Source organism: Streptomyces sp. NPDC052496 (genome assembly GCF_040679095.1).
In the GTDB taxonomy this organism is placed as follows: domain Bacteria; phylum Actinomycetota; class Actinomycetes; order Streptomycetales; family Streptomycetaceae; genus Streptomyces.
In genome coordinates this window covers 210,592-236,613 of the sequence record NZ_JBFAUH010000002.1, presented here as the reverse complement: position 1 = coordinate 236,613, position 26,022 = coordinate 210,592, and the positions used below count along the sequence as shown (strand labels likewise).

Here is a 26,022-nt window from a genome sequence, read left to right as displayed (position 1 = left end):
CGCTCGGCGCGGGCGCCCGGTGACCGGGGTGGTGGCGGCCGCTTGCGTCCGCGTACGCCCGCCACCGCCCCGGATCATTCCGGCATGCTCATGCCGCGTCTGAACCGGAATGTGCCTTCTCGGGCTTCTCCATCGCCTCCCGGAAGCGCGCGTAGCCCGCCAGTTCCGCGACGTCCCCGGTCCTGCGGTTGCGCGATGCCCAACTGCTCCACACGACGGCGGCGATGACGGCCAGAACCGGAATCAGCAACCAGAGGAGCGCTCCCATAGCGGCCTCCCGACCCCTTGTAACAACCGCAACGACAAATAAGCAGATTAACCATCTGCCAGGTCAACGCTCACGCCAGGGGGCGGGTTACGCAACTGGAGCGCACGTCAAGGATTTCCCGAAACCGCCCGGAACGGGCGCCACCGCACGAAACCGGCCGTCAGCAGGCGCCGACCCACTCCTCCGTACCGTCCGAAAAGCGCTGGTGCTTCCATATCGGCACCTCGTGCTTGAGGTCATCGATCAGCCGGCGGCAGGCGGCGAACGCCTCCGCCCGGTGCGGGCAGGAGACCGCCACGACGACCGCCAGGTCACCGATGGTCAGCTCGCCGACGCGGTGCACCGCGGCCAGCGCGCGGACCGGGAAGTCGGCCGCCACCTTCTCGGCGACACGGCGCAGTTCGGCCTCGGCACTCGGGTGCGCCGAGTAGCCGAGGGCGTCGACGTCGGCGCCGCCGTCGTGCGAACGGACCGTACCGACGAACAGGGCCGTCCCGCCGGCGGCCGGGTCGCCGACGGCCGCGAAGACCTCGTCCAAGGACAGCGGGGTGTCACGGACCGCGAGGAGGCGGATCGCGTCCGCCGCGCCCTGCTCGCCCGGGTGGTCATACGTGCCTGGCATGGCTCCATCGTGCCGTACGGGACGGCGCGGCGGGACATGGCCTTTCCACCGGTCCTGCGACGGGGCGGGTTGGTGGCTCCTACAGGGGCGGGGCGGCGGCGCACAGCCCCCCTCAGCCCCTCAGATGCGCCGGCGGGCCTTGCGGGCGCGGCGCACCAGGGCGGCGGTGCCCAGGAGGGCGACCGTCGCGCCGGCCGCCCCGGCGGCGGTGGCGTCCTTGCGGCCCAGGCGGCGGCCCGCGACCGTGTGCCGGCCCGCGACCTCCTCCAGCAGCTCGGCCAGCACCTCCTCGTTCGTCCACCGGGGGCGCCAGCCCGCCTCGTGCAGCCGGCTTCCGCTGACCACCCACGGGTGCATCGTGTAGGCCAGGTCCCCGGCGGGCGACGGCGTGAGACCGATGCGGTGCAGCCGGGCGGCGGCGCCGAGCGCCACGGAGGACGGCAGCTCCATACGCCGGATCCCGGCCAGCTCCTCGACCTCCTCCTGCTCCAGCCACCCGTCGCAGCCCACCGCCAGCTCGCCCTCGACCTTCTCCAGAGCGGCGTACACCAGGGCGCTGACCAGGTCGTCCACGTGGCAGAACTGCCAGGCGGGACGGGAACCGGCGACGACCAGCAGCCGCGGTGACTCGAAGTAGCGGGTCAGCGCGGTGTCCGTACCGCCCACCAGGACGGTGGGGCGCAGGACCGTGACGTTCAGGCCGGGGTGCGCGCGGGGCGCACGGTGCGCCAGGCGCTCGATCTCCAGGAGGTCGCCGACTCCGGTGGCGTCGGCGGTGGCCCGCAGCTCGGCGTCCTCGGCCAGCGGTACGTCGTTGTCCGGGAGCGCGCCGTAGACCATGGCGGAGGTGCAGAGCACGACCCGGTGCACACCGGCGGCCGCCGCGGCCGTGAGGACCGTCTGCGTACCGCGCACGTTGTACGCCGTACGGGCCGCCGCGTCGGTCTCCAGGTCGAGATCGACGGCGAGGTGCACGACGACGTCGGCGCCGCGCAGCTTGTCGGCGATGGCCGGGTCGCGGACGTCCAGGACGTGCCAGTGCGCCTCGGCGGCCTCGCCGCGCCGCTCGTCGATGGCCACGACCCGCTTGACCTCGTCGGACTCGGTCAGTGCCTGGGTCAGCAGGGCGCCCACGCCGGAGGCGGCGCCGGTGACCGCGACGACGGGGCGGCGCAGTGGCCGGGCGGGCGCGGCGTCCGCCTGTTTTCCTGCGTTCTCGGTGTCGGCGGCAGCGTTTCGCGCTGCGCGAACGGTCGGATCTGGGGAACTCACCGGGCGTCTCCAGCGGTTGTCTTCAGTGCGTAGGCGTGCTGACGCGTACGTACCAGGTGGCGTCCATCCTGCCGCAGGCGCCGGGACGGCGGAGCACCGAGCCCCGAAGCGGGGCGGGTGTCTAGGCTGGAAGAGAATGTCGGGCAGCCGCCGCCGGCCCGGGCCGGCGGCCCTACGAGCCGAGGAAACCCGTGAGTGACACCCCATTTGGATTCGGCCTTCCGCCGGAGGAGCCGGAGGACGGCGACAACGGCAAGAAGAAGGGCGGCCAGGGAGGTAGCCAGGGCCCCGCGAACCCGTTCGGATTCGGCGGCGGGAGCGGCGGTGCGGACAACCCGTTCGCGGCGCTCTTCGGCGGCATGGGCGGTCCTGGTGGCGAGATGAACCCTGGCGACCTTGGCGCCGCCTTCCAGAAGCTGGGCCAGATGCTCTCCTACGAGGGCGGCCCGGTGAACTGGGACATGGCCAAGGACATCGCGCGCCAGACCGTCGCGCAGGGCGCCGAGGACGGCACCAAGGACGCCAGCGTCTCCCCCGGTGAGCGGGCGGCCGTCGAAGAGGCCGTGCGCCTGGCCGACCTGTGGCTGGACGGTGTGACGTCCCTGCCGTCGGGCGCGAGCACGGTGCTGTCGTGGAGCCGCGCCGAGTGGGTCGAGGAGACCCTGCCGGTGTGGAAGGACCTGGTGGACCCGGTCGCGGAGCGCGTCGGCGCGGCCATGGGCGACGTGCTGCCCGAGGAGATGCAGGCCATGGCGGGCCCGCTGCTCGGCATGATGCGCTCCATGGGCGGCGCGATGTTCGGTACGCAGATCGGGCAGGCGCTGGGCGTGCTGGCCGGTGAGGTCGTCGGTTCCACCGACGTCGGGCTGCCCCTGGGGCCGGCCGGCAAGGCCGCGCTGCTGCCGGGCAACATCGCCAACTTCGGCTCCGGCCTCGGCGTGCCCGAGGAGGAGGTGCGGCTCTACCTGGCCCTGCGCGAGGCCGCCCACCAGCGGCTCTTCGCCCACGTACCGTGGCTGCGCTCGCACCTGTTCGGCGCGGTCGAGGGCTACGCCCGCGGCATCAAGGTGGACACGACCAAGCTGGAGGACGTGGTCGGCCAGCTCGACCCGCAGCACCCCGAGGAGCTGCAGAACGCGCTCCAGCAGGGCATGTTCCAGCCCGAGGACACCCCGGAGCAGAAGGCCGCGCTGGCCCGTCTGGAGACGGCCCTGGCGCTCGTCGAGGGCTGGGTGGACGCGGTGGTGCACGCCGCCGCCTCCCCGCACCTGCCGTCGGCCGACGCGCTGCGCGAGACGCTGCGGCGGCGCCGGGCGACCGGTGGACCGGCCGAGCAGACCTTCGCCACCCTGATCGGCCTGGAGCTGCGTCCGCGGCGCCTGCGGGACGCCTCGCGGCTCTGGGCGCTGCTGACGGACGCACGCGGCCTGGACGGCCGGGACGCGCTCTGGGAGCACCCGGACATGCTGCCGACGGCCGCCGACCTGGACGACCCGGACGCCTTCGTCCACCACGAGCAGCTGGACTTCTCCGAGCTGGACAAGATGCTCGGGGAGGCCGCGGGCGGCGGCACGGCGAAGCCGGACCTGTCGAAGGAAACCGGCGAGGACGGCCCCGAGGAGGGCGGCAAGCCCGGGGGCGACGGCAGCAAGTGAGCCTTCACGACGACGCGGCGCGGGTCCTCAAGGAGTGGCCCGCGCCGTCCCCCGAGCAGGACCGGCTGCGGCTCTCCTACCTGGACCACCTGGCGGCCCACCCCGACGGCATGGGCAAGCCCTGCAAGGACGGGCACATCACGGCCAGCGCCCTGGTCATCGACCCGCCGCGCGGCCGGGTCCTGCTGACGCTGCACCGCAAGCTCAAGATGTGGCTCCAGATGGGCGGGCACTGCGAGCCGGAGGACGCCACGCTCGCGGACGCGGCGCTGCGTGAGGCGCGCGAGGAGTCCGGGATCGCGTCCGGTCTGACGCTGCTGGGCGGGCCGGTGCGCCTGGACCGGCATCTGACGCCGTGCGCGTGGCATCTGGACGTGCAGTACGCGGCGCTGGCGCCCGAGGGGGCCGAGGCGGTGATCAGCGACGAGTCGCTGGAGCTGCGCTGGTTCGCGTACGACGAGGTGGCGGCGGTGGCGGACGACTCGGTCGTACGCCTCGTGGAGCGCACGCGCGCCCTGCTGTAGCGCCCGCCGGCCGCGCGCCCTCGCCGGGGCGCGCGGCCGGGACCTCAGTTGGTGAAGATGTTGCCCTGGTTCTGGCCGTGGGCGCCCTGCTGCCCCATGCCGAACTGGGCGGCCAGGCCGGACCCGATGTTGGCGTTCTGCGGCGGCAGCAGCTCGCTGGGCTGGACGAGCGCGTACCCCTGGCCCAGGAAACTCAGCTCCCAGCCCTCACCCGTGTTCCCACGGCGCCGCCACACGCCCGAGGAGTGCGTCTGCGCCTGCATCTGCACCCGCAGCGAGGCGGACCAGGCGACCACCGCGTCCGCGTCGGCATTGACGTACTTGTCCGGGGTGACCTGCATCATCAGCGGCTGGCCCGAGGTCATCAGCACGACCTTGCCGCGGCCGGAGATGTTGAGCTGGTACTTGCCGGTGCCGGAGATCCCGTACTGGCTGTCGACCGAGATCACCTCCCAGTGGAGGCCCGAGTCCAGCGCCAGCACATAGCTGCTGTCCACGGTCAGACCGTCGTGGTCGACGTCCATGACGTGCACGTACTGCGCGAGGTTGGCCAGGTAGACGGTGCCCTGTCCGGACACCCGCATCAGGTCCAGGCCCTCACCGGAGGCGGCGCGGGCGTGCTGCTGACCGGGCGTCTGGTAGTTCCCGTCGAATTCCAGCAGTCCCTGGTAGGCGACCATGCTGCCCTTACGGGCGAGCAGGTCCTCGTGCCCCTGGAGGGCGACCCGCAGCAGCTGCGGGTTCTGCAGGGTGTAGCGGTCCTGGGTCTGCGCCTCGGTATAGGCGAAAAGCGGACTCTGCATGATGGCTTGACGTCCTCCCCCTCAGCCCCGGGCCCGGAGCCGGTCGGTGCTGTCCTCACTGGGCTGTACGACGACGAAGCCCTGCCCGGAGAAGCCGAGCTGGTACGCCTCGCCGCTGCCGCGCCCGATCATCGAGGACGCCTTGAAGCTGCGCTTGCCCTTCATCTTCAGGTTCGTCGACCAGGCGACGAGCGCGTCCGGGTCGACGTAGGTCTCGTCCTCGCCGCGGCCGCAGTCCACCACGATCGGGGTGCCGCGGGAGGTCAGCGCGACCCAGCCGGTGCCCGAGATGCCGACGTTGAAGAGGCCCTGGCCGGCGAACTTGGCCATCCCCTTCACGCGCTGCACGCCCCACTGAAGGTGGGCGTCGAAGGCCAGCAGGTTGGTGCCGTTGACGGAGATCGCGTCACCGTCGAGATTGATGCAGACGACGTCGGCGCCGTAATCGGCCAGGTAGAGCAGGCCGTCGCCGGAGCACTTCATCAAGGGCGCACCCTCGCCGGTCAGCCACTGGGAGGCCATCTGGCGGACCGCGGGCGGGTTGGGCTCGTACTGGACGAAACCCTCGTAGGCGACCATCGAGCCGGTGCGGGCGAAGACGTCCTGGCCGCTCTGCATGGCGATCTTCACCATCGCACTGCCGTGGTTCTCCATGCGGGCGGCGGGTGCGGTCGGGGCGTAGCCCGGGGCTTGCTGTTCGTACATGGCGGGCTCCCTCAGACCTCGTAGGGCTGGACGACGATGAAGTTGCCGGGCGCGCCGCGGAACTGGAGGTTCACGGTTTCGCCGGAGTGTCCCGGATACGCGCTGCGGCGCAGGCTCACCTGACTGGAGATGATCACCTGCGAGGCGGCCGACCAGGCGACGATGGCGTTGGCGTCCGCGAACGTCGTCGGGGTGACCGGGAGGACGACCGGGGTGCCCTGGGTCTTGACGACGACCGTGCCGGTGCCCTGGAACTGCATGGTGAACAGCGCGCCGCCCGGGATGCCGTGCCCCTCGATGCGGCGGATCTCGTGCTGGAGCGACTCGTCGAAGGCGAGCACGCTCTCGGCCGAGACGCAGATCGCGTCGCCCTGGAGCTCGATGGGGTGCACATGGGCGCTGTTGTCCGCGAAGAACACCTGGCCCTGGCCCGTGCAGCGCATCAGCTGCATCTCCTGGCCGGTGGCGTTGCCCACGATGCGGCCCCGGAGGCCGGCGCCCTTGTAGCTGAAGTCGACCTTGCCCTGGTAGAGGACCATGCTGCCCTGACGGGCGAGCACCGGCTGCCCGTCGATGCCGAGGTCGGCGCGGATCAGCTTCTCGTTCTGCGGGGTCCACCGCTGCCCCGTAGGAGCCTCGCGGTACTTCTCCAGGACGACGCTGAGGCCGGGGCCGCCGGCCTGGGGCTGTGGCTGGCCGTACGGGGCGGGTTGCCCCTGAGGCGCTCCGTACGGGGCCGGAGGCTGCTGGCCGGGGAACTGGCCGCCCGGCTGGCCGTACGGGGCCTGGGGCGGGGCCTGAGGGGCCGCCTGGGGCGGCTGGCCGTACGGGGGCGGCGCCTGCTGGTGCGGCGGCCGGCCGTACGGCGGCTGACCGGGCATCTGACCGGGCCGGCCGGTCGGTTCGCCGGGAGGCGCTATCGGGGTCGCGATGGTCGGAGCGGCGTGCATTGGCGGGGCCGGCTGCTGCGGCGGGTGGCCCTGCGGCGGCTGAGCCTGGGCCGGAATCTGTGGTTCCGGCTGGGGCGGGACCGGAGGCTGCGGCGCTCCGTGGGGCTGCTGGGTCTGCGGAGTGCCGTGAGGCGCGCCCTGGGGCGTGCTCGGCGGCGCGCCGAAGGCCGGGGCCGGCTGCTGCGGGGCGGGCGGGCCCTGGGCCGGCGGGGCGGCGAAGCCCGGCGCCGGCTCGGAGGCGGCGGGCGGCGCGAAGCCCGGGACGCCGCCCTGCGGCGCCGGCTCGGGCGCGGCCGCGGGCTCCTCCTCCGCGACCTCGCCGCCGAAGTTCTTCAGCAGCGCCTCCAGGCCGCCGTCGAAGCCCTGCCCGACCGCGGCGAAGCGCCACTCGCCCTTCAGGTAGAAGTCTCCGAGCATCACGGCGCGCTCGGTGCTGAACTCCGCGCCGTCGAACGCGTAGCGGGCAACCTCCTCACCGCCGGCGACGATGCGCAGATAACCGGGCCCGACCTGGGACATCTGCCCCGCGCCGTCGAGTGTGGCGGTGAAGGAGAGCTTCTGGATGTGCTGCGGTATCCGGTCGAGCGTGACCCGGAAGGACTCCGTGTCGCCCGCCTGGGGGCCCAGCAGCTGGATCGCGCCCTCGGGTGACGCGGGCTGGTTGAAGAAGACGAAGTACCGGTCGTCGGAGAGCCGCTCGTCGGCGTCGAGGCCGAAGCAGCTGATGTCGAAGGTCAGGCCCGTACCGGCGATCTGCACGCCTACGTACAGATCCGTCCCGGCCGTCAGGTCACTGATCCTGGCCTTGTGGCCCCGCTGGAATTCCCTGGCCATACGTAACGACCGTCCCCCGCTCCCGCTCCGCGCTCTGATGACGTCGCGCCAGGCTAACCGCTGCCGCCGACAGCGGGCGATGCCGGTGGCGCGCGAACCGGTCGGAACCGGCCCTATTCCGTACGGGCCGCGGGCAACTGCGGCAGCCGGTCCGCCGCCACCACACCTTCCAGATAGCCGCGCGCTCGCTCCGTACGCGGGTATGACTCCAGGAGCTGCCAGAAACGCTGTCCGTGACCGGGGACGAGAAGATGCGCGAGTTCGTGGAGGAGTACGTAGTCGACGACGTACTCCGGCATTCCCTGGAGCCGGTGCGAGAGGCGGATGCTGCCCTCGGCGGGTGTGCAGGAGCCCCAGCGGGTGTTCTGGTTGGTCACCCAGCGCACCGTGGCGGGCCGGGCACGGCCGCCCAGGTACTGCTCCGACAGCCGCTCCGCGCGCGCGGCCAGCTCGCTGTCGCCGAGTTTCCGCCTGCCCTCCTGCGCGGCGAGCTTGTCCAGCATCACCGTCACCCAGCGCCGCTCCTCGGCCTCGGACATCCGGGCCGGGATCAGGACGACGGTGCGGTCGCCCTCGCGGTAGGCGGAGACCGTACGGCGCCGCCGCGAGCTTCTGCGCACCTCGACCGCGCTCGTCGCGGGGCTCGCGGCCGCGGGGCGCGCGGCCGTTCTGCGTGGGGGATCTGCGGCTCGGCGCAAAGGGTCGGCGGGCACGCCCCGACGTTACCCGCTGTCCGTACGGGAAGTCCCGCCCCCGGCTTCCGCCGTGCTCCCGGACCGCCCAGCAGCAAAGACGGCTTGTATGACTATTGCCTGCCGGCTGTGGACAACTTCCGACGCCCGGCGCGGGGGCGGGGGATGCTGAAGGCCGCTGGACGAGAGCTGATCGACGGGGGGCGGATCATGTATCCGATGCTCAAGCCCGCGCTGCGGCGCGGATGGCGGGACCGGCAGACGGTGCGCTTCGGGGTGGCCCCGGCGCACGCGGTGGAACTGGGCCCGGTGGACACGGCCACCGGCAGTTTTCTGGCCTTGATCGACGGCACACGGAGCCTGGATCAGCTGGTGGACGCCGCCGAGTCGCTGGGGCTGCCGGCCGGGCACGCGCGGCGGGTGGTGGACCGGCTGGGGCGGGCCGGCCTGCTGGACGTGCCGGCGGCGGGCGGGCCGGCGGCCGACACGGTGCGCGCGGACTCCGCGGCCTTCGGCCGGCTCCGGGCGGATCTCGCCTCGCTGTCCGTGCGGCATCCCGAGGCCGCGGGCGGACTGGAGCGGATGGGGGCGCGCCGTGCCGTACGGGCGCGGGTACGCGGCGCGGGCCGGGTGGGCGCTTCGGTCGCGGCCCTGCTCTCGGCGGCGGGCGTCGGGCGGGTGGAGGTGCAGGACGGCGGGAAGGTCGAGCCCTGGGACGTCGTGCCGGGCGGGGTGCGGGCGGAGCAGATCGGGGCGCGCCGGGACACCGCCGCCCGCAGCCTGGTCCACCGCGTCTCGCCCTGGTCCCGGAGACCGCGGCCGGAGGGCGGGCCGTCGGACGCGGGCGAGCCGGGCCTCGGGCTCATCGTGATCGCGCCGCGCGACGGCCTCGCCGCGTACGCACCCGATCCGAATCTGAGCGAGCCCTTCCTGACCGCGGGAATCCCCCATCTGTTCGCCGGGGTGGTCGAGGGCACCGGGGTGGTGGGCCCGCTGGTCCTGCCGGGTGGCTCCTCCTGCGCGGGCTGTCTGCAGCTGCGGCGTACGGACGCGGAGCCGGCCTGGCCGCGGCTGCTGGCCCAATGGCGGTCGGGGCGCGGCACACCGGCCGTCCCGGCGTGCGACGCGGCGCTGGCGACCACGGTGGCGGGGCTGGCCGCCGTGCAGGCGCTGGCGTTCCTGGACGGTCAGTTGCCACCCTGCACGGGGGCCCGGATGGAGGTGGCGCTGCCCGGCGCGGACTGGCGGACCACCAGGATCGCGCCGCATCCGGAGTGCGGCTGCGGCGCGGCGGGACCGGCCGGTGCCACGGCCACCTCGGATCCGGCCGGACGACACGTAACAATGGCGGAGTAACCCCGGTTGGGGACAGTGTGAGTTGGAGGGGCGCATGTCAGATCTTCCCCGCAAGGCGGTCACCCGTACCGCCAAGCTGGCCGCGCTGCCACTGGGCTTCGCCGGCCGCGCCACCTGGGGGCTGGGCAAGCGGATCGGCGGCAGGTCGGCGGACCTCGTCGGCCGCGAGCTCCAACAGCGGACCGCGGAACAGCTCTTCCGGGTGCTCGGCGAGCTGAAGGGCGGCGCCATGAAGTTCGGGCAGGCGCTGTCGGTCTTCGAGTCGGCACTGCCGGAGGAGGTCGCCGGTCCGTACCGCGCCGCGCTCACCAAACTTCAGGAAGCCGCGCCGCCGATGCCGACGGACACGGTGCACAAGGTGCTGGCGGAGCGGCTGGGCGAGGACTGGCGCGAGCTGTTCACGGAGTTCGAGGACAAACCGTCGGCAGCCGCGTCGATCGGGCAGGTGCACCGCGCGGTCTGGCACGACGGCCGTGAGGTGGCGGTCAAGGTCCAGTATCCGGGGGCGGGCGCGGCCCTGCTGTCCGACCTGTCCCAACTGGGCCGGTTCGCCCGACTGCTCGGGCCGCTGATCCCCGGCATGGACATCAAGCCGCTGATCTCCGAGCTGCGCGACCGGGTCTCCGAGGAGCTGGACTACGCCCTGGAGGCCGAGGCCCAGCAGGCGCACACCGAGGAGTTCGCCGACGATCCCGACGTACGGGTGCCCGCCGTGGTCCACCAGGGTGACCAGGTGCTGGTCACCGAGTGGATGGAGGGCGTCCCCCTCTCGGAGGTCATCGCGAACGGCACCCAGGAGGAGCGCGACCGGGCCGGGCAGCTCCTCGCCCGCTTCCTCTTCGCCGGCACCGCGCGCACCGGCCTGCTGCACGCCGACCCGCACCCGGGCAACTTCCGGCTGCTGACCGGCGACGCTCCCGACGGCCCGGCGGATCAGTGGCGGCTGGGCGTGCTGGACTTCGGTACGGTCGACCGGCTGCCGGACGGCCTGCCGTCCACGATCGGCGCCTCCCTGCGTATGACGCTCGACGGCGAGGCCGAGGCGGTCTACGAGCTGCTGTGCGAAGAGGGGTTCGTGAAGGAGTCCATCGAGCTGGACCCCGACGCGGTGCTGGACTATCTGCTGCCGATCATCGAACCGGCCCAGGCGGACGACTTCACCTTCACCCGCTCCTGGATGCGTACCCAGGCCGCCCGTATCGCCGACCCGCGCTCCCCCGCCTACCAGCTCGGCCGCCAGCTCAACCTGCCCCCCTCCTACCTGCTCATACACCGCGTGACGCTGAGCACGATCGGCGTCCTGTGCCAGCTGGGCGCCACCGTCCGCCTGCGCGACGAGCTGGAGTCCTGGCTCCCCGGCTTCGCCCCGGCCGACAGCTCCACCCCGTCCGTGCCCGAGCAGAGTCACCCCGCGGTGGAGGAGACACCGGCCTGACCGCGCCTACGGCGGGCCGCCCTTCGGGACAGCAGCGCTCCGTGTGCCGCCCCGCGTCGGCCGGCACCGTGCCTTCACCTCGTCGGTACCGGGTCCAAGTGGGACTCGATGACGCGGAGGTGGGCGCGGGTGCAGATGTCGCACAGGTGGTGGCGGGTGCCGTTGGCGATGGTGCAGGTCCAGGTGGCCGGGGTGCCCTCGGCGGTGGTTCCGCACTGGACGCACTCCGCGTGGTCGGTGGTCAAGTCCGCCTGTTCGTACGTCTTCTGGTTCATCAGCCGACAATATCCCCGCCACCGCCGGGAAAGGGGGCACAACGCCTCAGGGGCCGCCCAGTTGGACAGCCCCTGCGGTGTGTGGTGTTGCGTGGCCGCCTGATGCGGTGGTGAACACCGCCGGGCGGCCCGGCACCGTACGGATGCCGGGCAGCCGGTGGGTCACTGCATGACGGCCATGGCCAGAGCGCGCCGGGCGCGCAGCGACGCCCGCTCGGCGCGGCGCTGCATGCGCCGGGCCGCGGCGAGGCGCTGGGCCCTGCGTTCGGACTCGGCCTCCCGCAAGCGCTCTTGCATATGCGCGCGAGCCAGGGCTTCTGGGATGAGTTGCATTTCACGGGTCCTGTTCTGGCGCGACTCGATCACGCCGGAGTTCACGGGTGCGGTGGTGTCGGTGAGGGTGGGGTTCATCGGGTCCTGCTTCTGGGGATCCCGCTGGGCGGGACGGTCGATCGTTCCGGTGCCGCTGGTGTAGGTGCCGCAGAGGTTCATGCCGCGACCGGGTTCTTGCGCGGACGGCCACGCGGACGCTTGCGGGGCACCACGACGCCCTGGACGAACAGTTCGCCGCCCCAGACGCCCCACGGCTCGCGACGGTCCTTGGCGCCGGCGAGACACGCCTCGCGCACCGGACAGGTCTGGCACAGGGACTTGGCGTACTCCACGTCGGCCGGGGTCTCGGCGAAGAAGACCTCGGGGTCGTAGGTACGGCACGGCACGGCGGCGCCGAGTCGGTCGATCTCGTCGTCGAGCTCGGTGAGGGGCAGCAAGGGGGTCTCCTGGGGGTCGGGCGGGGGGATCAGGTCGGTGGCGACGGACGGGGTGTGCGTCTGGAGTTGCACGGTGGTGTGTTCCTCGTCTGTTCGGCCCGGCTGGTGGCTGGGCTCATGGGCAAAACAAAAGGGCCGCGGATCCCGGTGTGGGTTCCGCGGCCCTGGAAGGTGCCGACCTGATCATCCGAATCAGGCTGGATCTCTCCAGGGTTCGTGCCCGCGGTGGGCCCACGTGTCCTGCTGCGTCTCGTACTGCTTCCGGGATTCGGCACCGTTGGCCGCCGCGCCGGCGAAGGCGTGCGCATGCGCTGCCTGTGCCGCTGCCGCTACTGCGGGTGCCTGGGTCGGTCGCTCGTCGCGCATGACCTCGGGCAGGAACACCGAGAAAGCGGCACGGGTGACCTCAAGACCGGACAGTCGGCCGGAGCCGGACAGACCGGTGCCCGGGAGCGAGGCGCCGAGCATGCAGGTGGCGACGACCGAACGATCGGTCATTTTCTGGGTCTCGATGAAGCTGATCACTGGTCTCGCCTCCTCTCGGCGTCTCGGCGGACCGGAAAATCCGGTCCGGGCTTGTTCAGTACAACACGAATCCAGCGGATCCCGGAAGGCCCGTTGTCTCCGTGCCTGTGAAGGCTATGGGGATGCGCTCCGCGCGCGCAAACTATTTTTCTGACGACTTTCCGGAGCTTCTTGCACCACCCTCCGGAAGATCGTCCGGCGACGGCTCGTCCACTGCCGGAACGAGCTCCTCACCTGCGCACAGCGCGAGGACGTCGGCGCCGAATCTGCCCAGCTTGCGTCCCCCCACTCCAGGGATGCCCGCCAGCTCCCCTTCGGTTCCCGGAACGGCCTCGGCAATCGCCATCAGCGTCTTGTCCGTGAAGACGCAGTACGCCGGCTGGCCCAGCTGCCGGGCCCGCTCGGCCCGCCAGTCACGCAGCCGCTCGTACAACGCCTCGTCGACCTCGCAGGGGCAGTCGTCGCAGCGCATGAGCTTCATTTCACCCGCATCGGTGAGCGTCTTGCCGCAGACCCGGCAGCGGGCGGGCGACCGGGTCCGGCGCCTGCCCGCACCACGAGCGGCGGTGCCGCCCCGCTCGATGCCGCCCGCGGCGGCGGCCGCCGCACGGCGCCCGGCACCCGCCGACCCGGGCCGCAGCCCGTCCAGGAAGCGGCTGGGCCGCCGGACGGCGCGGCCCCCCGGCGAGCGCGACAGGGACCACGACAGCCCCAGGTGCAGGCGGGCCCGGGTCACGCCCACGTACAGCAGCCGGCGCTCCTCCTCGACCTGCTCGTCGGTCTTGGCGTAGGTGATCGGCATCATGCCCTCGGTGAGGCCGACCAGGAAGACGGCGTCCCACTCCAGGCCCTTGGCCGCGTGGAAAGAGGCGAGCGTCACACCTTCGACGGTCGGCGCGTGCTGCGCGTTGGCCCGCTCGTCCAGCTCGGCGACCAGATCGGCGAGGGTGGCCGCCGGCCGGGCCTTGGCGAAGTCCTCGGCCAGACGGACCAGCGCGGCCAGCGACTCCCAGCGGTCCCGCACGGCGCCGGACCCGGCCGGGGGCACGCTCGTCCACCCCATGTCGCTCAGGACGGCCCGCACCTCGGACGGAAGGTCCACGGCGTCGTCCAGAAGGGCGTCGTTGGCCCCGAAGCGGGCGGCGCCGCGCAGCTTGACGCCCGCCTCCCGCACCTCGGGCCGCTCGAAGAACCGCTCGGCCCCCCGGAGCTGGTAGGGCACGCCGAGGTCGGCGAGGGCCTGCTCGTAGACCTCGGACTGGGCGTTGATGCGGAAGAGGACCGCTATCTCACTCGCCGGCACGCCGGACGCGATCAGATCGCGGATCCGGCGGGCCGTGCCCTCCGCCTCCGCGGGCTCGTCCCCGTACTCCACGTACGCCGGCTCCGGGCCCGCGTCCCGTTGCGAGATCAGCTCCAGGCGGTGCTCGGCGGCGCGGCCGCGCGCCTGGGACAGCAGACCGTTGGCCAGGTGCACGACCTGGGGGGTGGAACGGTAGTCGCGGACCAGCTTGACGACCGTGGCGTCCGGATGGCGCGTGCGGAAGTTCAGCAGGTGCTCGGGGGTGGCGCCGGTGAAGCTGTAGATCGTCTGGCTGGCGTCACCGACGACGCAGAGGTTGTCGCGGTCGCCGAGCCACAGGTCGAGCAGCCGCTGCTGGAGCGGGCTGACGTCCTGGTACTCGTCCACGACGAAGTGCTGGTACTGGGCGCGGACCTGCTCGGCGATGTCGTGCCGGTCCTGGAGGACGCCGACCGTCAGCAGCAGTACGTCCTCGAAGTCGATCGTCCCCCGGTCCCGCTTGAGCTGCTCGTACGTCCCGTAGATCTGCCCGATCTCGGCCGGGTCGCGGGGCGCCTCGCGGCCGGCCTTGTGCACGGCCGCCGGGTAGTCGGCCGGGACGGTCTGGGTGACCTTGGACCACTCGATCTCGCCCGTGACGTCGCGCAGCTCGTTGCGGTCCAGGCGGATGCGGCAGCGGGCGGCGGCCTCCGCGACCAGCTGCACCTTGCGCTCCACCAGCCTGGGCACCTCGCCGCCGACCGCCTTGGGCCAGAAGTACTGGAGCTGGCGCAGCGCGGCCGAGTGGAACGTCCGCGCCTGCACCCCCGCCGCCCCCAGCTGCCGCAGCCGCCCGCGCATCTCCCCCGCCGCCCGGGCGGTGAAGGTGACGGCGAGCACCGTGGAGGGCTGCAGGATGCCCGCCCGCACGCCGTACGCGATGCGGTGGGTGATCGCGCGGGTCTTGCCCGTCCCGGCGCCCGCCAGGACGCACACGGGCCCGTGCAGGGCCGTGGCGACCTCGCGCTGCTCGGGGTCCAGGCCGTCGAGCACCGCGTCGGCACCCTCGGGCGTGGCCGGGAACTGGGTCGCGGCCGCAACCTGCGGGAAGAGAGTGGAGTCCGATGCTGCTGTCACCCCGCCATGCTGCCAGGTCGGCCGGGACAGCCGGGAACGCTGTCCACAGCCGTCACTCTCCGGTCATACGTATACGCCCGGCTACGGAAGGGGGGCCGTACGCGTACCGGAGCGGTCCGGCACGGGCGGGAATGGTCCGGGCCGGGTAGACGTTCTCCTGTTCACGAACACGCCGAGCTTGAAGGAGCGCGAGGACCCATGGCGGGCACTGTGACGATGTACAGCACCACCTGGTGCGGCTACTGCCGTCGGCTGAAGGGCCAGATGGACCGCGAGGGCATCGCGTACACGGAGATCAACATCGAGCAGGACCCCGAGTCCGCGGCTTTCGTGGAAAAGGCCAACAACGGCAACCAGACCGTCCCCACGGTCCTCTTCCCCGACGGCTCCACCCTGACCAACCCGTCCCTGGCCCAGGTCAAGCAGGCCCTCGGCGTCTGAGCCCGGCCCCGCTCCGGGCCCCGGCCCACACGGACGAACCCCCGGCCGCGGCCGGGGGTTCGTCATGCCCTGACCGGGCCCACGCTGCCGTGACCGGGGTGTCCGGCGCGGCTCCCGGGGGGGCGGGGCGTGTCCGGGCGGCCTTCCCGTCACTCAGGACGCCGACTGTACCGCTCCACCGTCTCCTTCGAGGTGGACGCTTCCTTGAAGATCAGCTCCCACGGTCCGGTGTTCACGTCGAAGTCCTTGCCGAAGCCGACCCACTTCCCGGCCATGCGCCTGCCGGTCGGTTCGGCCAGTAGCTGGACCGCGCCGTGGTAGCGGGCGCCGGCGTAGTAGCCGTCCGTCGCGGTCTGCTCCACCCAGGTGCCGGTGACCACGTTGCCGTCCACGGTGAGGTCGAGGGAGAGCGGTGAGCCGGGGTGGGAGGACCCTCCGGGCAGCGACCGGCCGGTGAGCCGGTTGCCGTTCTGCACCAGTACGACGTAGTGGGCACCGGTGAAGGTCTGTCCTCTGCCGGACGAGTAGAACTCGTAACGGCTGAGCCATACGCCCGCATAGTGCACACGTCCGGCCGTCTGAGCGGCCGTTCCGGTGTCGCCGGAAGCGGGGGCGACGCCGCCCGTCCCTGGGGCCATGTCGTGCCCGCCGGCGCCGTCGTCGCGCACGCGAGCCATGACCGGCAGGGCGAAGCCGAGGGACTCGATGGGCATCCCGGTCACCTTCTCCAGGGCGCGTACGTACACGGGCCGGGGCGCGCGGGTCGTGCCGCCCTCCCAGCGCTGCACGAGCCGCTTGTTGGCGTCGTTGGGCTCGCCCGCTCGTCGCCCGCCTTCCGAAGCGCGCGGGCCATGTCGTCCTGACTCATGCGCAGCGAGAGGCGAACGGCCCGGAGGGCTTCGTTCACGGTGAGGTCCGGGAGGCTCCGGAAGCCCGGCGCGGTCGTCATAGATCCAAGCTAGCCCCAAGGCCCGTGCTTTGACCCCGGTTTGACGTCTTGCGTGTGACCCCCTTCGGACTCTCCTCGGACGCCCCGGCGCCGTCGCAATGACACCCCGCCCGCCCCGCAGCATGGGATCCATGACCGGAAACACGACGGACCACCACGAGCCATCCGAGCCATGCGAAACCTGTGACCTGCTGAAAGCCCTCGAAAAAGAGGGGCGGGAAAGTCGGGATCCGTCGATGGAGGTGGATGCTCGGGTGCGGTATCGGCGGCATGTGCGGGAGGCGCATCGGCGGGAGATTCCGCTTTCGTTGTGAGCGCTCGCGGCAGGTGGGGGCCGGAGGCCGTCACGGGGTGCGGAAGCCTCGGAAGGTCACCGGGCGGTGGGTGCGGAAGCCGAGGCGTTCGTAGAGGGCTATGGCGCTGGTGTTCGCTTCGGACACGTGCAGGAAGGGGCGGTCGCCGCGAGCGGCGATGCGGGCGGTGAGTGCGCTGACCAGGCGGGCCGCGTGGCCTTGCGCGCGTGCTTCGGGGGCGGTGCAGACGGCGCTGATCTCGGTCCAGCCGGGTGGGCGCAGGCGTTCGCCCGCCATCGCCACCAGCGTGCCGTGGTCGCGGACGCCGAGGTAGGTGCCGAGTTCGTGGGTGCGCGGCCAGAACGGGCCCGGCCGGGTCCGCTCTACGAGGTCGAGCATCTCGGGCACGCTGTCCGCGCCCAGTTCGACCACGCCGACGGCGGCCTTGTCGTACGCGGGACCGGGTCGGCTGCCGCCGGACCAGACCATCTGGCGGCCTTCGAGGGCGAAGACCGGTTCCCAGCCCGCCGGCGGCGTCGCCGCGGAGCTGAACAGGTCGGCGACTTCGCCCCGGCCGAGCAGCCGGGCGAGGCCGGCCCATTCCGCGGGGCCCGGGTCGGCGGTCACCGCGCAGAAGGTCGCGACCCCCGGCAGGTAGGCGGCGGCCCGGCCGAGCCGGCGGGCGAGGTGTGCGTGGTGACCGCGGAGTGACGCGCCCACCGGGTCGTCGAGGGCGGCGACGCGTTCCGCCATGGTGCTGCACCCCTTGGGCCGTACGGAGTTGACGGTGGCGAGCTGGCGTGATGATCAGCGGCGGCCAACGCTGGTCATCTTACGGACACGACCGTCCGGGAGCGTTCCCTGACCCATCGGTGCCGGTCCGTGATCGGTAACGTGCTCCGCACAGGGGAGCGGAGCGGGAGGGAACCCATGCCCGATGAGGTGACCGGCTGGCTGGCGGAGCATGCTGTACCGTTGCGCGGCCTCGTCGCGGGCGCGCCCAGCGACGATCTCCAGCCGCTGAAGGGCGCGCTGAGCCGCGCGCGGATCGTGGGGCTGGGCGAGTCCACGCACGGCACGCGGGAGTTCTTCCAGCTCAAGCACCGCCTGCTGGAGTTCCTGGTGACGGAGCTGGGCTTCTCGGTGCTGGCCATGGAGGCGAGCGCCTCCGCGGCACCGGCCGTCGACGCCTACGTACGGCACGGCGTCGGCGACGCGGAGACCGCGCTCAGGGGGCTGGGGTTCTGGACCTGGCGGACGTACGAGGTCCTCGCGGTGATCGAGTGGCTGCGGGCGTACAACCGGGGCCGCCCCGAGGGCGAGAAGGTACGTTTCGCCGGAGTCGATCCGCAGAAGTGCGGCGCCTCGGTCTCCGCGCTGGAGACGCTGCTGCGCGAGCGCGCGCCGGACCGGGCCGACGGCCTCCGTACGGCTCTCGGCGTGCTCGCCCAGGCCCATCCGGGTCAGCACCCCGACCCGCGGCAGCGCATGGTGCGCGACGCCGAGGAACTGGTCACGTTCGTGCAGAACCGGTTCCCCGAAGCGGAGGAGGCGGTCCGGCACGCGCGGATCCTGGCCCGAGCCGCCGACCTGGTGACCCGGGACCGGGTGCACGACGACCCGCAGCGGACCGCCGGCGCCGCGCGGGACCGGTACATGGCCGAAGCGGTCACGGAACTGCTCGCCGCCGAGCCGTCCGCGAAGGTCGCCTTGTGGGCGCACAACGGCCACCTCGCCAAGAGCCCGTACGAGAACGGCCCCCTGCCCATGGGGCACCACTTGGCGAAACGGTACGAGGACGCGTACTACGCGCTGGGGCTGCTCTTCGGCAAGGGCTCCTTCCGCGCCTGCCGCGGGCGTCCCCGGGCGGGAGCCAGGGCACGGCGCCCGGTCGGCAACCGGATCGGCATGGCCGACGCGACGACGGTGGAGGCGCGTCTGGCCGCGGCCGGGTGCGGCGATCTGGTCATCGACCTTCGCTCCGCTGCCGACGCGCCGGACGCCGTGCGGCAGTGGCTCCACGAGCCGTCCACCCTGCGGAGTTTTGGCGCCTATGTGCCTCGCTGGCTCTATCACCTGCACCGGAGCCCGACGGTACCGGCGCGGGAGTACGACGGGCTCGCGTACGTCGGCACCTCGACGGCTTCACGGCTGCTGCCGCCCTAGGTGTGCGGGGGGCGCGGGCGTGGCCGCAGCCGTGGGACCGCCCCGGTTGGGCGCGGCCCCACAGCCTGCGGTGACGACCCTTACGGCTTGGGGAGGGGCTTGCCGTACCAGAGCTCGATGAGGCGGGCGGCGATGGAAATGCCGTACGGGGGCAGGACCTCACCGGATTCGAAGGCGGCCTTCAGGTCCTCGCGGGAGAACCAGCGGGCCTCCTCGATCTCCTCGCCGTCCACCTGGATCTCGGAGGACGTGGCGCGGGCCATGAAGCCCAGCATCAGGCTGGAGGGGAACGGCCAGGGCTGGCTGGCGACGTATTCGACGTCGCCGACGACGACACCCGCCTCCTCGAAGACCTCGCGGGCCACCGACTGCTCGATGGACTCACCGGGCTCGACGAAGCCGGCGAGGGTGGAGAAACGGCCCTCCGGCCAGTGCACCTGGCGGCCGAGCAGGGCGCGGTCCTCCTCGTCCGTGACCAGCATGATCACGGCCGGGTCGGTGCGCGGGTAGTGCTCGGCGCCGCAGGCGGGGCAGCGGCGGATGTGGCCCGCCGCCGCGATGACGGTGCGCTCGCCGCAGCGGGAGCAGAAGCGGTGCAGGCGCTGCCAGTTCTCCAGGGCGACGGCGTGCACGAGCAGCCCGGCGTCGCGCGGGGACAGCAGCAGGCCCGCCTCGCGCAGGCCGGCGGGGCGCGCGGACTGGTCCATGCGCCCGGGCAGGGAGTCCTTCTGGAGCGCGAAGTAGCGCACGCCGTCCTCGTCGGTGCCGAGGAAGTAGCGGTGCGTCTCGGTGAGCGGCGCCTCGAAGGACGGCGTCATGACCAGTTCGGTGCGGCCGTCGGGGGTGTCGTCGACCAGGGCCTGGCCTCCGGAGACCACGAAGACGCGCGTCGTCGGGTGGCTCCAGGCCGCCGCGAGCCAGGCCTCGTCGAGACGGTGGTGGGCGGCTCTGTCGATGCCGCTCGGCGCGCTGAACGTGATCGGCCGGTCGGCGCTGTGGTCGGTCCAGGTGGTCACTGCGGTTTCCAACTCCCCCTGTGGCGTGGGTGATTGCTGCATGCGGGCGCGGGCGCCGGGCAGGTGGTGGTACGTGCCGTACGGGCGGCTTGGCGGTACGGGCCGCGCGGGTCACGCGGGCCATGCGGGCCGTACGAGCCGTGCGGGCGGCGCGGACCGTACGAGCCGTGTGGGCGGCGCGGACCGTACGAGCCGTGTGGGCGGCGCGGACCGTACGAACCGTGCGGGCGGCGCGGACCGTACGAGCCGTGCGGGCGGCGGGGTGGTACGGATGCCGGCGCGGCACCGCTCCCGGGCCCGGGCTCGGGAGCGGCCATCGGCCCGGTCACAGGTCCAGTCACCGGCCCGGTCGCGGAACCCGTCACCGGTCCGGTCGCGGAGCCAGTCACCGGTCCGGTCATGGGACAGGTCCCCGGACCGCTCACAGGCTCAGACGCCGGCCCGCTCACGGAACCCGTCCCCGGACCGCTCACAGGCCCAGACACCGACCCACTCACGAAACCCGTCACCAGCCCGCTCACAGGCCCAGACACCGACCCACTCACGAAACCCGTCACCAGCCCGCTCACAGGCCCAGACACCGACCCACTCACGGAACCCGTCACCGGACCGCTCACGGAACCCATCACGGATCGCACCCTGCCCGCCCCCCGACCGGCCACGGTGCGCGCCGCCCGGGTCACGGGCTCGGGCGCCGCTGCGGCGTGGTCACCGGTCAAGCGACGCGCCAGTTCTCCGCCAGGTCGCCCCACAGGTGCGCGGCGGTCTCGACGCCCTTCATCAGCAGGTCCAGCTCGACCTTCTCGTTCGGGGCGTGCCAGCCGTCGGAGGGCACGGATATCCCGAGGAAGAGGACCGGGACGCCGAGGACGTCCTGGAGGTCGGCGGCCGGGCCCGAGCCGCCCTCGCGGGTGAAGCGGATCTTCTGGCCGAAGGCGCGGCCCATGGCCCGTACGACGGACTGGAGGGCGGGGTGGTCGAGCGGGGTCAGGCAGGGGCGGGTGGCGCCCCAGAAGGTGATGTCGTGCCGGATGCCGTCGGGCAGGCGGGCGGCGACCCAGTCCCGTACGGCCTGCTGGACGGCGGCCGCGTCCTGGCCCGCCACCAGGCGGAAGGAGAGCTTCAGCTGTGCGGCGGACGGCACGATCGTCTTGCCGCCGGGGCCCTGGTAGCCGCCGCTGATGCCGTTGACCTCGGCGGTGGGGCGGGCCCAGATGCGCTCCAGGGTGCTGTGGCCGGTCTCGCCGAGCGCGGCGTGCGAGTGGGCCGTACGCAGCCACTCGGACTCGTCGAAGGGCAGCTCGGCGAAGAGCTCGCGCTCGCGGTCGGTCAGCTCCACGACTCCGTCGTAGAAGCCGGGCACCGCGACGCGGCGGTCTCCGTCGTGCAGCGCGGCGGCCAGGCGGGCGGCCTCGGTGGCCGGGTTGGGCACCGCGCCGCCGAAGGAGCCGGAGTGGATGTCCTGGTCGGGGCCGTACAGGTCGATCTGGCAGTCGGTGAGGCCGCGCATGCCCGTGCAGACGGTCGGGGTGTCCTTGGACCACATGCCGGTGTCGGAGACGATCACCGCGTCGCAGGCCAGGCGGTCGGCGTGCTGGGTGATCAGGGCGGGGAAGTTCGGGGAGCCGGACTCCTCCTCGCCCTCGATGAGCAGCTTGAGGTTGACGGCGGGCGCGGTGCGGCCGGTCGCGGCCAGGTGGGCGCGCACGCCGAGGGTGTGGAAGAACACCTGGCCCTTGTCGTCGGCGGCGCCGCGGGCGTACAGCTTGCCGTCGACGGTCTGCGGCTCGAACGGGTCGGTGTGCCAGCCGTCCTCACGGGCGGCGGGCTGCACGTCGTGGTGGCCGTAGACGAGGACGGTGGGGGCCGACGGATCCCCGGAGGGCCACTCGGCGAAGACCGCGGGAGCGCCGTCCGTCTCCCAGATCTCGGCGGTGGGGAAGCCGGTCGCGGTGAGCCGGCCGGCCAGCCATTCGGCGCTGCGGCGCACGTCGCCGGCGCGCTCCGGGTCGGCGGACACCGAGGGGATGCGCAGCCAGGCGGCCAGGTCGTCGAGGAACTCTTCGCGGTGGACGTCGATGTAGGCGCGGACGGCGCTGTCCGAGGTGGTGCTCATGTGTCCGAGCCTATCCGGCTCGCGGGCGCGGTCCGCCGCCGGTCTCGTGGATCTTGTCAGGTCCGGCGTCACGCCTGCGCGGGGTGCGGCTGTCATCGTCCGTCACCGCCTTGCTCGTCGCCGCTTGCGTCGGCGGCCCGTTCCGGCTCGCCGAGCAGGATGCGTTCCAGTCCGGCCCGGTCGGGCAGGTGCGGGGGCCGGACCGTCTGCCCGCTACGTACGTACAGGAACGCGGCGTCGACCGCGGACAGCGGCAGGCCGTGCTGCTCGGCCCAGGCCACGCGGTAGAGGGCCAGTTGGAGCGGGTCGGCGGTCTGCGCGTGGTGGGTCTTCCAGTCGATGATCTCGTACGTGTCCCCCGCGGGGCCGCGGTTGCGGTACACGGCGTCGATCCGGCCGCGGACCACCCGGCCCGCGAGGGTCAGCTGTACGGGGACCTCGATGCGGTACGGGGTGCGCCGTGCGTAGGGGGTGCGGGCGAAGGCCTCCTTGAGGGCCTCCAGGTCGTCCTCGTCCGCGATCGGTGCCGCCTCCCCGGCCGCTTCCTGGGCCAGCGCCTCGTGGCCGTACGCGCCGCCCGGCAGCTCCTCCGGGCCGAGCACGGGCAGCGTCAGCTCCTCGAAGCGGGATTCCACCCAGGCGTGGAAGCGGGTGCCGCGGCGCGCGGCGGGCCGCGGCGGGTGCGGCATGGGCCGGGCCAGCTCCCGGGTGAAACCCTCCGGGTCGGACGCGAGCCACAGCAGCTGCGAGGCGCTGAGCGAGGACGGCAGGGGCACGTCACGCACGGTCGCGCGAGCCCGCCGCAGCTCGTCGGCGAGCGCGTCGAGATCGCGGTCCCAGGAGGCGACGGTGCGGCGCTCCTCGGGGAGGAGGGCGGGGGACGAGTCGGGGTGAGGGTCGGGGGCGGCCTCGGAGGTCGGGGCCGGGGCGGCGGACTGTGCCGGTACGTGGGCGAGCGCGTCTCCGGTACGTACGTGGGCGAGCCCGTCTCCGGCACGTACGGCGTCGTCAGCAGCGCCGGCCTCCACGTGCGCGGGCCGTTCCGCGGTCCAGGCGTCCCAGTCGGCGAGGTCGTGGAGGTCGTGCTCGGGGGCGGTGCCGGGCTGCTGGGGGTCTTCGAAGGCGTACGCGTCGATGTCCGCGTGCGGCTCCTCCCCACGCGCCCGGTGCTGCTCCCCGTACGGACTGCCCTCGGGCCCGTACGGACCGTCCTCGGGCCCGTACGGACCGTCCTCGGGCGGCGGCGGCCAATCCGGGTCGTGGACCGGCAGCGCCTGCCCCGGGACGGCAGCGGGCCCGCTGCCCGACGCGGGGTGCGGGGCGTCATGGGCGGTCGCGGCCTCGGCCCCGCCGGCGGCCGGGGCGTGTGCCGGTGGGGCGTCCGCCGGCATCGCGTCCAGGTAGGCCAGGACCGTCGCGGCGGCCGCGCGCCGGCGCTCCTTGGCCACCGCGTCCAGCGGCAGCGGCCACTCCAGTTCGGCCTCCGCCTCCTTCAGGGACGGGTTCTCCGCGCCCTCCTCGGGGGCCTCGGCCCACTCCTCGATCTCGCCGTGGCCCGCCTCGCAGTGCGCGCGCAGCGCCTCCAGGAAGGCGGACGGGCCGCGTGGCCGCTTCTGGTCGGGGCCCCACCAGTGGCCGGAGCCGAGCAGCAGGGAGCGCGGGCGGGTGAAGGTCACATAGCCGAGGCGCAGTTCCTCGACGGACTGGTGGTCCTTCATCTCTTCCTTGAAGGACTTCAGGCCGCGGCTGCTCCAGTCGGCCACGTCGGGCAGCGTCGCGGCGTCGCCGCGCAGGGCGTGCGGCAGCACCTTGGGCTGGGTGAGCCAGGAGTCGCGGGACTGCTCGCTGGGGAACTGCTTGCCGACCAGGCCGGGAACGGCGACCACGTCCCACTCCAGGCCCTTGGACTTGTGGGCGGTCAGCACCTTGACGGTGTTCTCGCCGCCCGGCAGGGAGCTGTCCAGGCCCTTCTCGTGCTGGACGGCCGTACGCAGGAAACCCAGGAAGGCGAGGAGCGTCGCGTCGCCGTCCAGGGCCGCGCCGCCCTGCTTGGATGCGAAGCCGGCGGCGATGTCCAGGAAGGTGCCCAGGGTCTCCCGGCGGCGGGCGGCCAGGGCGCGCGGGGACGCGGACAGCTCGACCTCCAGGCCGGTGACGGACAGCACCCGGTGCAGGACGTCCATCAGGGGGTCGGCCAGCGAGCGGCGCAGCTCGCGCAGTTCGCGGGCCACGTAGGCGAAGCGGACGCGCGCCTCCGGAGAGAACGGCAGGCCGTCGTCGGGGCGGCCGTCCGACTCCAGGAACGTGTCGAGCGCGTCGGCGAGCGAGATCGTCTCGGCCGGGTCGACGCCCTCCACGGCCTCGGCCAGCCGCCGTCCGGGGTCCTCGGACTGGCCGGGCCGGTGGACCAGCAGCCGCGCCCGGCGGCCCAGGAGGGCCAGGTCGCGGGGGCCGATCCGCCAGCGCGGGCCGATCAGCAGCCGTACCAGGGCGGCGTTGGCCGTGGGGTCCTGGAGGACCTCGCACACCGCCACCAGGTCGGCGATCTCCGGCAGGTGCAGCAGCCCGGACAGGCCGACGACCTCCACCGGGACCTCCCGCGCGACCAGCTCGCCCTGGATGCGGGCGAAGTCACCGGCGGTCCGGCACAGCACCGCGATCTCGCCGGGCGGGGTGCCCGTGCGCACCAGGTGGGCGATGCTGTCGGCGAGCCAGGCCAGCTCCTCGGCGTGGGTGGGCAGCAGCGCGCAGCGCACCACGCCGTCACGCTCCGCGCCGGGGGCCGGGCGCAGCGCCTCGACGCCCGCGTGCATGGCGCGCAGCGGCGCGGCGAGCCCGTTGGCCAGGTCGAGCAGCCGGCCGCCACTGCGGCGGTTCTGGCTGAGCGCGGAGCGCCCGGCCGGGCTGCCGTCCTCGAAGGGGAAGTGGTCGGGGAAGTCGTCCAGGTTGGCGACGGAGGCGCCGCGCCACCCGTAGATGGCTTGGCAGGGGTCGCCGACGGCGGTCACCGCGTGGCCCGTACCGCCGCCGAACAGGCCGGACAGCATGATCCGCTGGGCCACGGAGGTGTCCTGGTACTCGTCCAGGAGGACGACCTTGAACTCCTCGCGCAGCAGCGCGCCCACCTCGGGGCGGGTGGTCGCCAGGGTCGCCGACAGGGCGATCTGGTCGCCGAAGTCCAGCAGCTCGCGGCGCTGCTTCTCGGCGCGGTACGCCTCGACCAGCTCCAGCAGCTCCAGGCGGCCACGCGCCGTCTCGGGCACCTTGCGCAGGTCGGCGTTGGAGAGCTTGACCTTCTCCAGGGCGGCCAGCAGCTCGGTGTCGTACGCCCACAGGCGGTCCGGCTCCACCAGGTGCTCGGCCAGCTCGCCGTCGAGGGCCAGGAGGTCCTCCACGAGGGCGGGCAGCGACTTCGTCAGCGCCGGATACGGACCGGGGGCGGTGCGCAGCACCCGGGCGGCGAGCTGGAAGCGGGTGGCGTCGGCGAGCAGGCGGGCGCTGGGCTCCAGGCCGATGCGCAGGCCGTGGTCCTTGAGGAGCTGGCCGGCGAAGGAGTGGTACGTCGAGATCCGGGGCTCACCGGGGACACCGTCGGTCCCTGGAGCGGCCCCCGGGGCGGGGACGCCGAACGGATCGGCCGGCTCCGTCACCCCGGCCGCCGCCAGGGCCTTGCGGACGCGCTCGGCCAGCTCGCCCGCCGCCTTGTTCGTGAACGTCAGCCCGAGCACCTGCTCCGGGGCGACCTGGCCCGTGCCGACCAGCCACACCACGCGCGCGGCCATGACCGTGGTCTTGCCGGAACCGGCTCCGGCCACGACGACCTGCGGGGCGGGCGGTGCGGTGATGCAGGCCGTCTGCTCCGGGGTGAACGGGATGCCGAGGAGCTCCTTGAGCTGCTCGGGGTCGGTGATGCGAGCTGACACATCCGAGACCGTA

22 protein-coding genes and 1 pseudogene are annotated in these 26,022 nt (G+C 73.1%); 6 read left to right on the top strand and 17 right to left on the bottom strand.

Features of this window, described 5'->3' with window-relative positions; all coding sequences use genetic code 11:
- Positions 1 to 88: 88 nt before the first annotated feature.
- The 3 genes from AB0L45_RS04490 to AB0L45_RS04480 all read right to left on the bottom strand — a co-directional run bounded on the left by AB0L45_RS04490 (position 89) and on the right by AB0L45_RS04480 (position 2,162).
- Positions 89 to 268, bottom strand: coding sequence for a hypothetical protein (locus AB0L45_RS04490; RefSeq protein ID WP_365836013.1), 180 nt, complete (start codon positions 266 to 268; stop codon positions 89 to 91).
- Between the two features lie 160 nt (positions 269 to 428).
- A complete protein-coding gene (locus AB0L45_RS04485; RefSeq protein WP_365836011.1) occupies positions 429 to 890 on the bottom strand; it encodes a molybdenum cofactor biosynthesis protein MoaE in 462 nt (153 codons plus the stop codon).
- A 120-nt stretch (positions 891 to 1,010) separates the two neighbouring features.
- Complete coding sequence (locus tag AB0L45_RS04480) at positions 1,011 to 2,162, bottom strand: SDR family oxidoreductase (protein ID WP_365836009.1); 1,152 nt, start codon at positions 2,160 to 2,162, stop codon at positions 1,011 to 1,013.
- Between the two features lie 191 nt (positions 2,163 to 2,353).
- On the opposite strand from AB0L45_RS04480, the gene AB0L45_RS04475 reads away from it, so the two are divergent.
- The gene (locus tag AB0L45_RS04475) at positions 2,354 to 3,817 is read left to right on the top strand and encodes a zinc-dependent metalloprotease (protein ID WP_365836007.1); all 1,464 of its coding nucleotides are present in this window, start codon (positions 2,354 to 2,356) and stop codon (positions 3,815 to 3,817) included.
- Positions 3,814 to 4,341: an NUDIX hydrolase gene (locus tag AB0L45_RS04470; RefSeq protein ID WP_365836005.1), complete on the top strand. Its 528-nt coding sequence runs from the start codon at positions 3,814 to 3,816 to the stop codon at positions 4,339 to 4,341. Before AB0L45_RS04475 ends, AB0L45_RS04470 begins: the two co-directional genes overlap by 4 nt.
- Positions 4,342 to 4,385: 44 nt before the next feature.
- On the opposite strand, the gene AB0L45_RS04465 is transcribed toward AB0L45_RS04470, so the two are convergent.
- The 4 genes from AB0L45_RS04465 to AB0L45_RS04450 all read right to left on the bottom strand — a co-directional run bounded on the left by AB0L45_RS04465 (position 4,386) and on the right by AB0L45_RS04450 (position 8,346).
- Entirely contained in the window at positions 4,386 to 5,144 is a 759-nt protein-coding gene (locus AB0L45_RS04465) for an AIM24 family protein (RefSeq protein ID WP_365836003.1), read from the bottom strand.
- Between the two features lie 21 nt (positions 5,145 to 5,165).
- Positions 5,166 to 5,849, bottom strand: a complete 684-nt coding sequence (locus AB0L45_RS04460; protein ID WP_365836001.1) for an AIM24 family protein — start codon at positions 5,847 to 5,849, stop codon at positions 5,166 to 5,168.
- Positions 5,850 to 5,860: 11 nt separating this feature from the next.
- Entirely contained in the window at positions 5,861 to 7,633 is a 1,773-nt protein-coding gene (locus AB0L45_RS04455) for a TerD family protein (RefSeq protein ID WP_365835999.1), read from the bottom strand.
- A gap of 113 nt (positions 7,634 to 7,746) precedes the next feature.
- Positions 7,747 to 8,346: a M48 family metallopeptidase gene (locus tag AB0L45_RS04450; RefSeq protein WP_365835997.1), complete on the bottom strand. Its 600-nt coding sequence runs from the start codon at positions 8,344 to 8,346 to the stop codon at positions 7,747 to 7,749.
- A 189-nt stretch (positions 8,347 to 8,535) separates the two neighbouring features.
- Between AB0L45_RS04450 and AB0L45_RS04445 the strand changes: the two genes are divergently transcribed.
- Complete coding sequence (locus AB0L45_RS04445; protein ID WP_365836353.1) at positions 8,536 to 9,681, top strand: TOMM precursor leader peptide-binding protein; 1,146 nt, start codon at positions 8,536 to 8,538, stop codon at positions 9,679 to 9,681.
- Positions 9,682 to 9,715: 34 nt separating this feature from the next.
- Entirely contained in the window at positions 9,716 to 11,116 is a 1,401-nt protein-coding gene (locus tag AB0L45_RS04440; RefSeq protein ID WP_365835995.1) for an AarF/ABC1/UbiB kinase family protein, read from the top strand.
- Positions 11,117 to 11,190: 74 nt separating this feature from the next.
- On the opposite strand, the gene AB0L45_RS04435 is transcribed toward AB0L45_RS04440, so the two are convergent.
- The 5 genes from AB0L45_RS04435 to AB0L45_RS04415 all read right to left on the bottom strand — a co-directional run bounded on the left by AB0L45_RS04435 (position 11,191) and on the right by AB0L45_RS04415 (position 15,105).
- Positions 11,191 to 11,391, bottom strand: a complete 201-nt coding sequence (locus tag AB0L45_RS04435; RefSeq protein WP_365835993.1) for a hypothetical protein — start codon at positions 11,389 to 11,391, stop codon at positions 11,191 to 11,193.
- 162 nt (positions 11,392 to 11,553) lie between these two features.
- On the bottom strand, positions 11,554 to 11,883 hold the full coding sequence (locus tag AB0L45_RS04430) for a hypothetical protein (RefSeq protein ID WP_365835991.1): 330 nt from the start codon (positions 11,881 to 11,883) through the stop codon (positions 11,554 to 11,556).
- The gene (locus AB0L45_RS04425) at positions 11,880 to 12,233 is read right to left on the bottom strand and encodes a WhiB family transcriptional regulator (protein WP_365835989.1); all 354 of its coding nucleotides are present in this window, start codon (positions 12,231 to 12,233) and stop codon (positions 11,880 to 11,882) included. Before AB0L45_RS04425 ends, AB0L45_RS04430 begins: the two co-directional genes overlap by 4 nt.
- 120 nt (positions 12,234 to 12,353) lie before the next feature.
- On the bottom strand, positions 12,354 to 12,686 hold the full coding sequence (locus AB0L45_RS04420; RefSeq protein ID WP_365835987.1) for a hypothetical protein: 333 nt from the start codon (positions 12,684 to 12,686) through the stop codon (positions 12,354 to 12,356).
- A 142-nt stretch (positions 12,687 to 12,828) separates the two neighbouring features.
- Complete coding sequence (locus AB0L45_RS04415) at positions 12,829 to 15,105, bottom strand: ATP-dependent DNA helicase UvrD2 (RefSeq protein ID WP_365835985.1); 2,277 nt, start codon at positions 15,103 to 15,105, stop codon at positions 12,829 to 12,831.
- 198 nt (positions 15,106 to 15,303) lie between these two features.
- Here AB0L45_RS04415 and AB0L45_RS04410 point away from each other — a divergent pair, with 198 nt between their 5' ends.
- Positions 15,304 to 15,546 (top strand): mycoredoxin, encoded by a 243-nt coding sequence (locus tag AB0L45_RS04410; protein WP_031001062.1) that lies wholly within the window; start codon positions 15,304 to 15,306, stop codon positions 15,544 to 15,546.
- Positions 15,547 to 15,695: 149 nt separating this feature from the next.
- On the opposite strand, the pseudogene AB0L45_RS04405 reads toward AB0L45_RS04410, so the two are convergent.
- Both AB0L45_RS04405 and AB0L45_RS04400 read right to left on the bottom strand, forming a co-directional pair.
- Positions 15,696 to 16,414 (bottom strand): annotated as a pseudogene (locus AB0L45_RS04405) (XRE family transcriptional regulator).
- 425 nt (positions 16,415 to 16,839) lie between these two features.
- On the bottom strand, positions 16,840 to 17,541 hold the full coding sequence (locus AB0L45_RS04400) for a GNAT family N-acetyltransferase (RefSeq protein WP_365835983.1): 702 nt from the start codon (positions 17,539 to 17,541) through the stop codon (positions 16,840 to 16,842).
- 177 nt (positions 17,542 to 17,718) lie between these two features.
- Between AB0L45_RS04400 and AB0L45_RS04395 the strand changes: the two genes are divergently transcribed.
- Positions 17,719 to 18,954 (top strand): erythromycin esterase family protein, encoded by a 1,236-nt coding sequence (locus AB0L45_RS04395; RefSeq protein WP_365835981.1) that lies wholly within the window; start codon positions 17,719 to 17,721, stop codon positions 18,952 to 18,954.
- 80 nt (positions 18,955 to 19,034) lie between these two features.
- Here AB0L45_RS04395 and nudC read toward each other — a convergent pair whose 3' ends face one another.
- The 3 genes from nudC to AB0L45_RS04380 form a co-directional block, all read right to left on the bottom strand.
- The gene (gene nudC / locus AB0L45_RS04390; RefSeq protein WP_365835979.1) at positions 19,035 to 19,970 is read right to left on the bottom strand and encodes an NAD(+) diphosphatase; all 936 of its coding nucleotides are present in this window, start codon (positions 19,968 to 19,970) and stop codon (positions 19,035 to 19,037) included.
- 715 nt (positions 19,971 to 20,685) lie between these two features.
- Positions 20,686 to 22,086, bottom strand: coding sequence for a dipeptidase (locus tag AB0L45_RS04385; protein ID WP_365835977.1), 1,401 nt, complete (start codon positions 22,084 to 22,086; stop codon positions 20,686 to 20,688).
- 92 nt (positions 22,087 to 22,178) lie between these two features.
- A complete protein-coding gene (locus tag AB0L45_RS04380) occupies positions 22,179 to 26,009 on the bottom strand; it encodes an ATP-dependent DNA helicase (RefSeq protein ID WP_365835975.1) in 3,831 nt (1,276 codons plus the stop codon).
- Between the last annotated feature and the right edge of the window lie 13 nt (positions 26,010 to 26,022).

Bases quoted from the DNA above. Each gene is read 5' to 3' on its own strand.
- AB0L45_RS04490 (WP_365836013.1), bottom strand. From the start codon at position 268: ATGGGAGCGCTCCTCTGGTTGCTGATTCCGGTTCTGGCCGTCATCGCC.
- AB0L45_RS04485 (WP_365836011.1), bottom strand. From the start codon at position 890: ATGCCAGGCACGTATGACCACCCGGGCGAGCAGGGCGCGGCGGACGCG.
- AB0L45_RS04465 (WP_365836003.1), bottom strand. From the start codon at position 5,144: ATGCAGAGTCCGCTTTTCGCCTATACCGAGGCGCAGACCCAGGACCGC.
- AB0L45_RS04460 (WP_365836001.1), bottom strand. From the start codon at position 5,849: ATGTACGAACAGCAAGCCCCGGGCTACGCCCCGACCGCACCCGCCGCC.
- AB0L45_RS04455 (WP_365835999.1), bottom strand. From the start codon at position 7,633: ATGGCCAGGGAATTCCAGCGGGGCCACAAGGCCAGGATCAGTGACCTG.
- AB0L45_RS04445 (WP_365836353.1), top strand. From the start codon at position 8,536: ATGTATCCGATGCTCAAGCCCGCGCTGCGGCGCGGATGGCGGGACCGG.
- AB0L45_RS04440 (WP_365835995.1), top strand. From the start codon at position 9,716: ATGTCAGATCTTCCCCGCAAGGCGGTCACCCGTACCGCCAAGCTGGCC.
- AB0L45_RS04435 (WP_365835993.1), bottom strand. From the start codon at position 11,391: ATGAACCAGAAGACGTACGAACAGGCGGACTTGACCACCGACCACGCG.
- AB0L45_RS04430 (WP_365835991.1), bottom strand. From the start codon at position 11,883: ATGAACCTCTGCGGCACCTACACCAGCGGCACCGGAACGATCGACCGT.
- AB0L45_RS04410 (WP_031001062.1), top strand. From the start codon at position 15,304: ATGGCGGGCACTGTGACGATGTACAGCACCACCTGGTGCGGCTACTGC.
- AB0L45_RS04400 (WP_365835983.1), bottom strand. From the start codon at position 17,541: ATGGCGGAACGCGTCGCCGCCCTCGACGACCCGGTGGGCGCGTCACTC.
- AB0L45_RS04395 (WP_365835981.1), top strand. From the start codon at position 17,719: ATGCCCGATGAGGTGACCGGCTGGCTGGCGGAGCATGCTGTACCGTTG.
- AB0L45_RS04385 (WP_365835977.1), bottom strand. From the start codon at position 22,086: ATGAGCACCACCTCGGACAGCGCCGTCCGCGCCTACATCGACGTCCAC.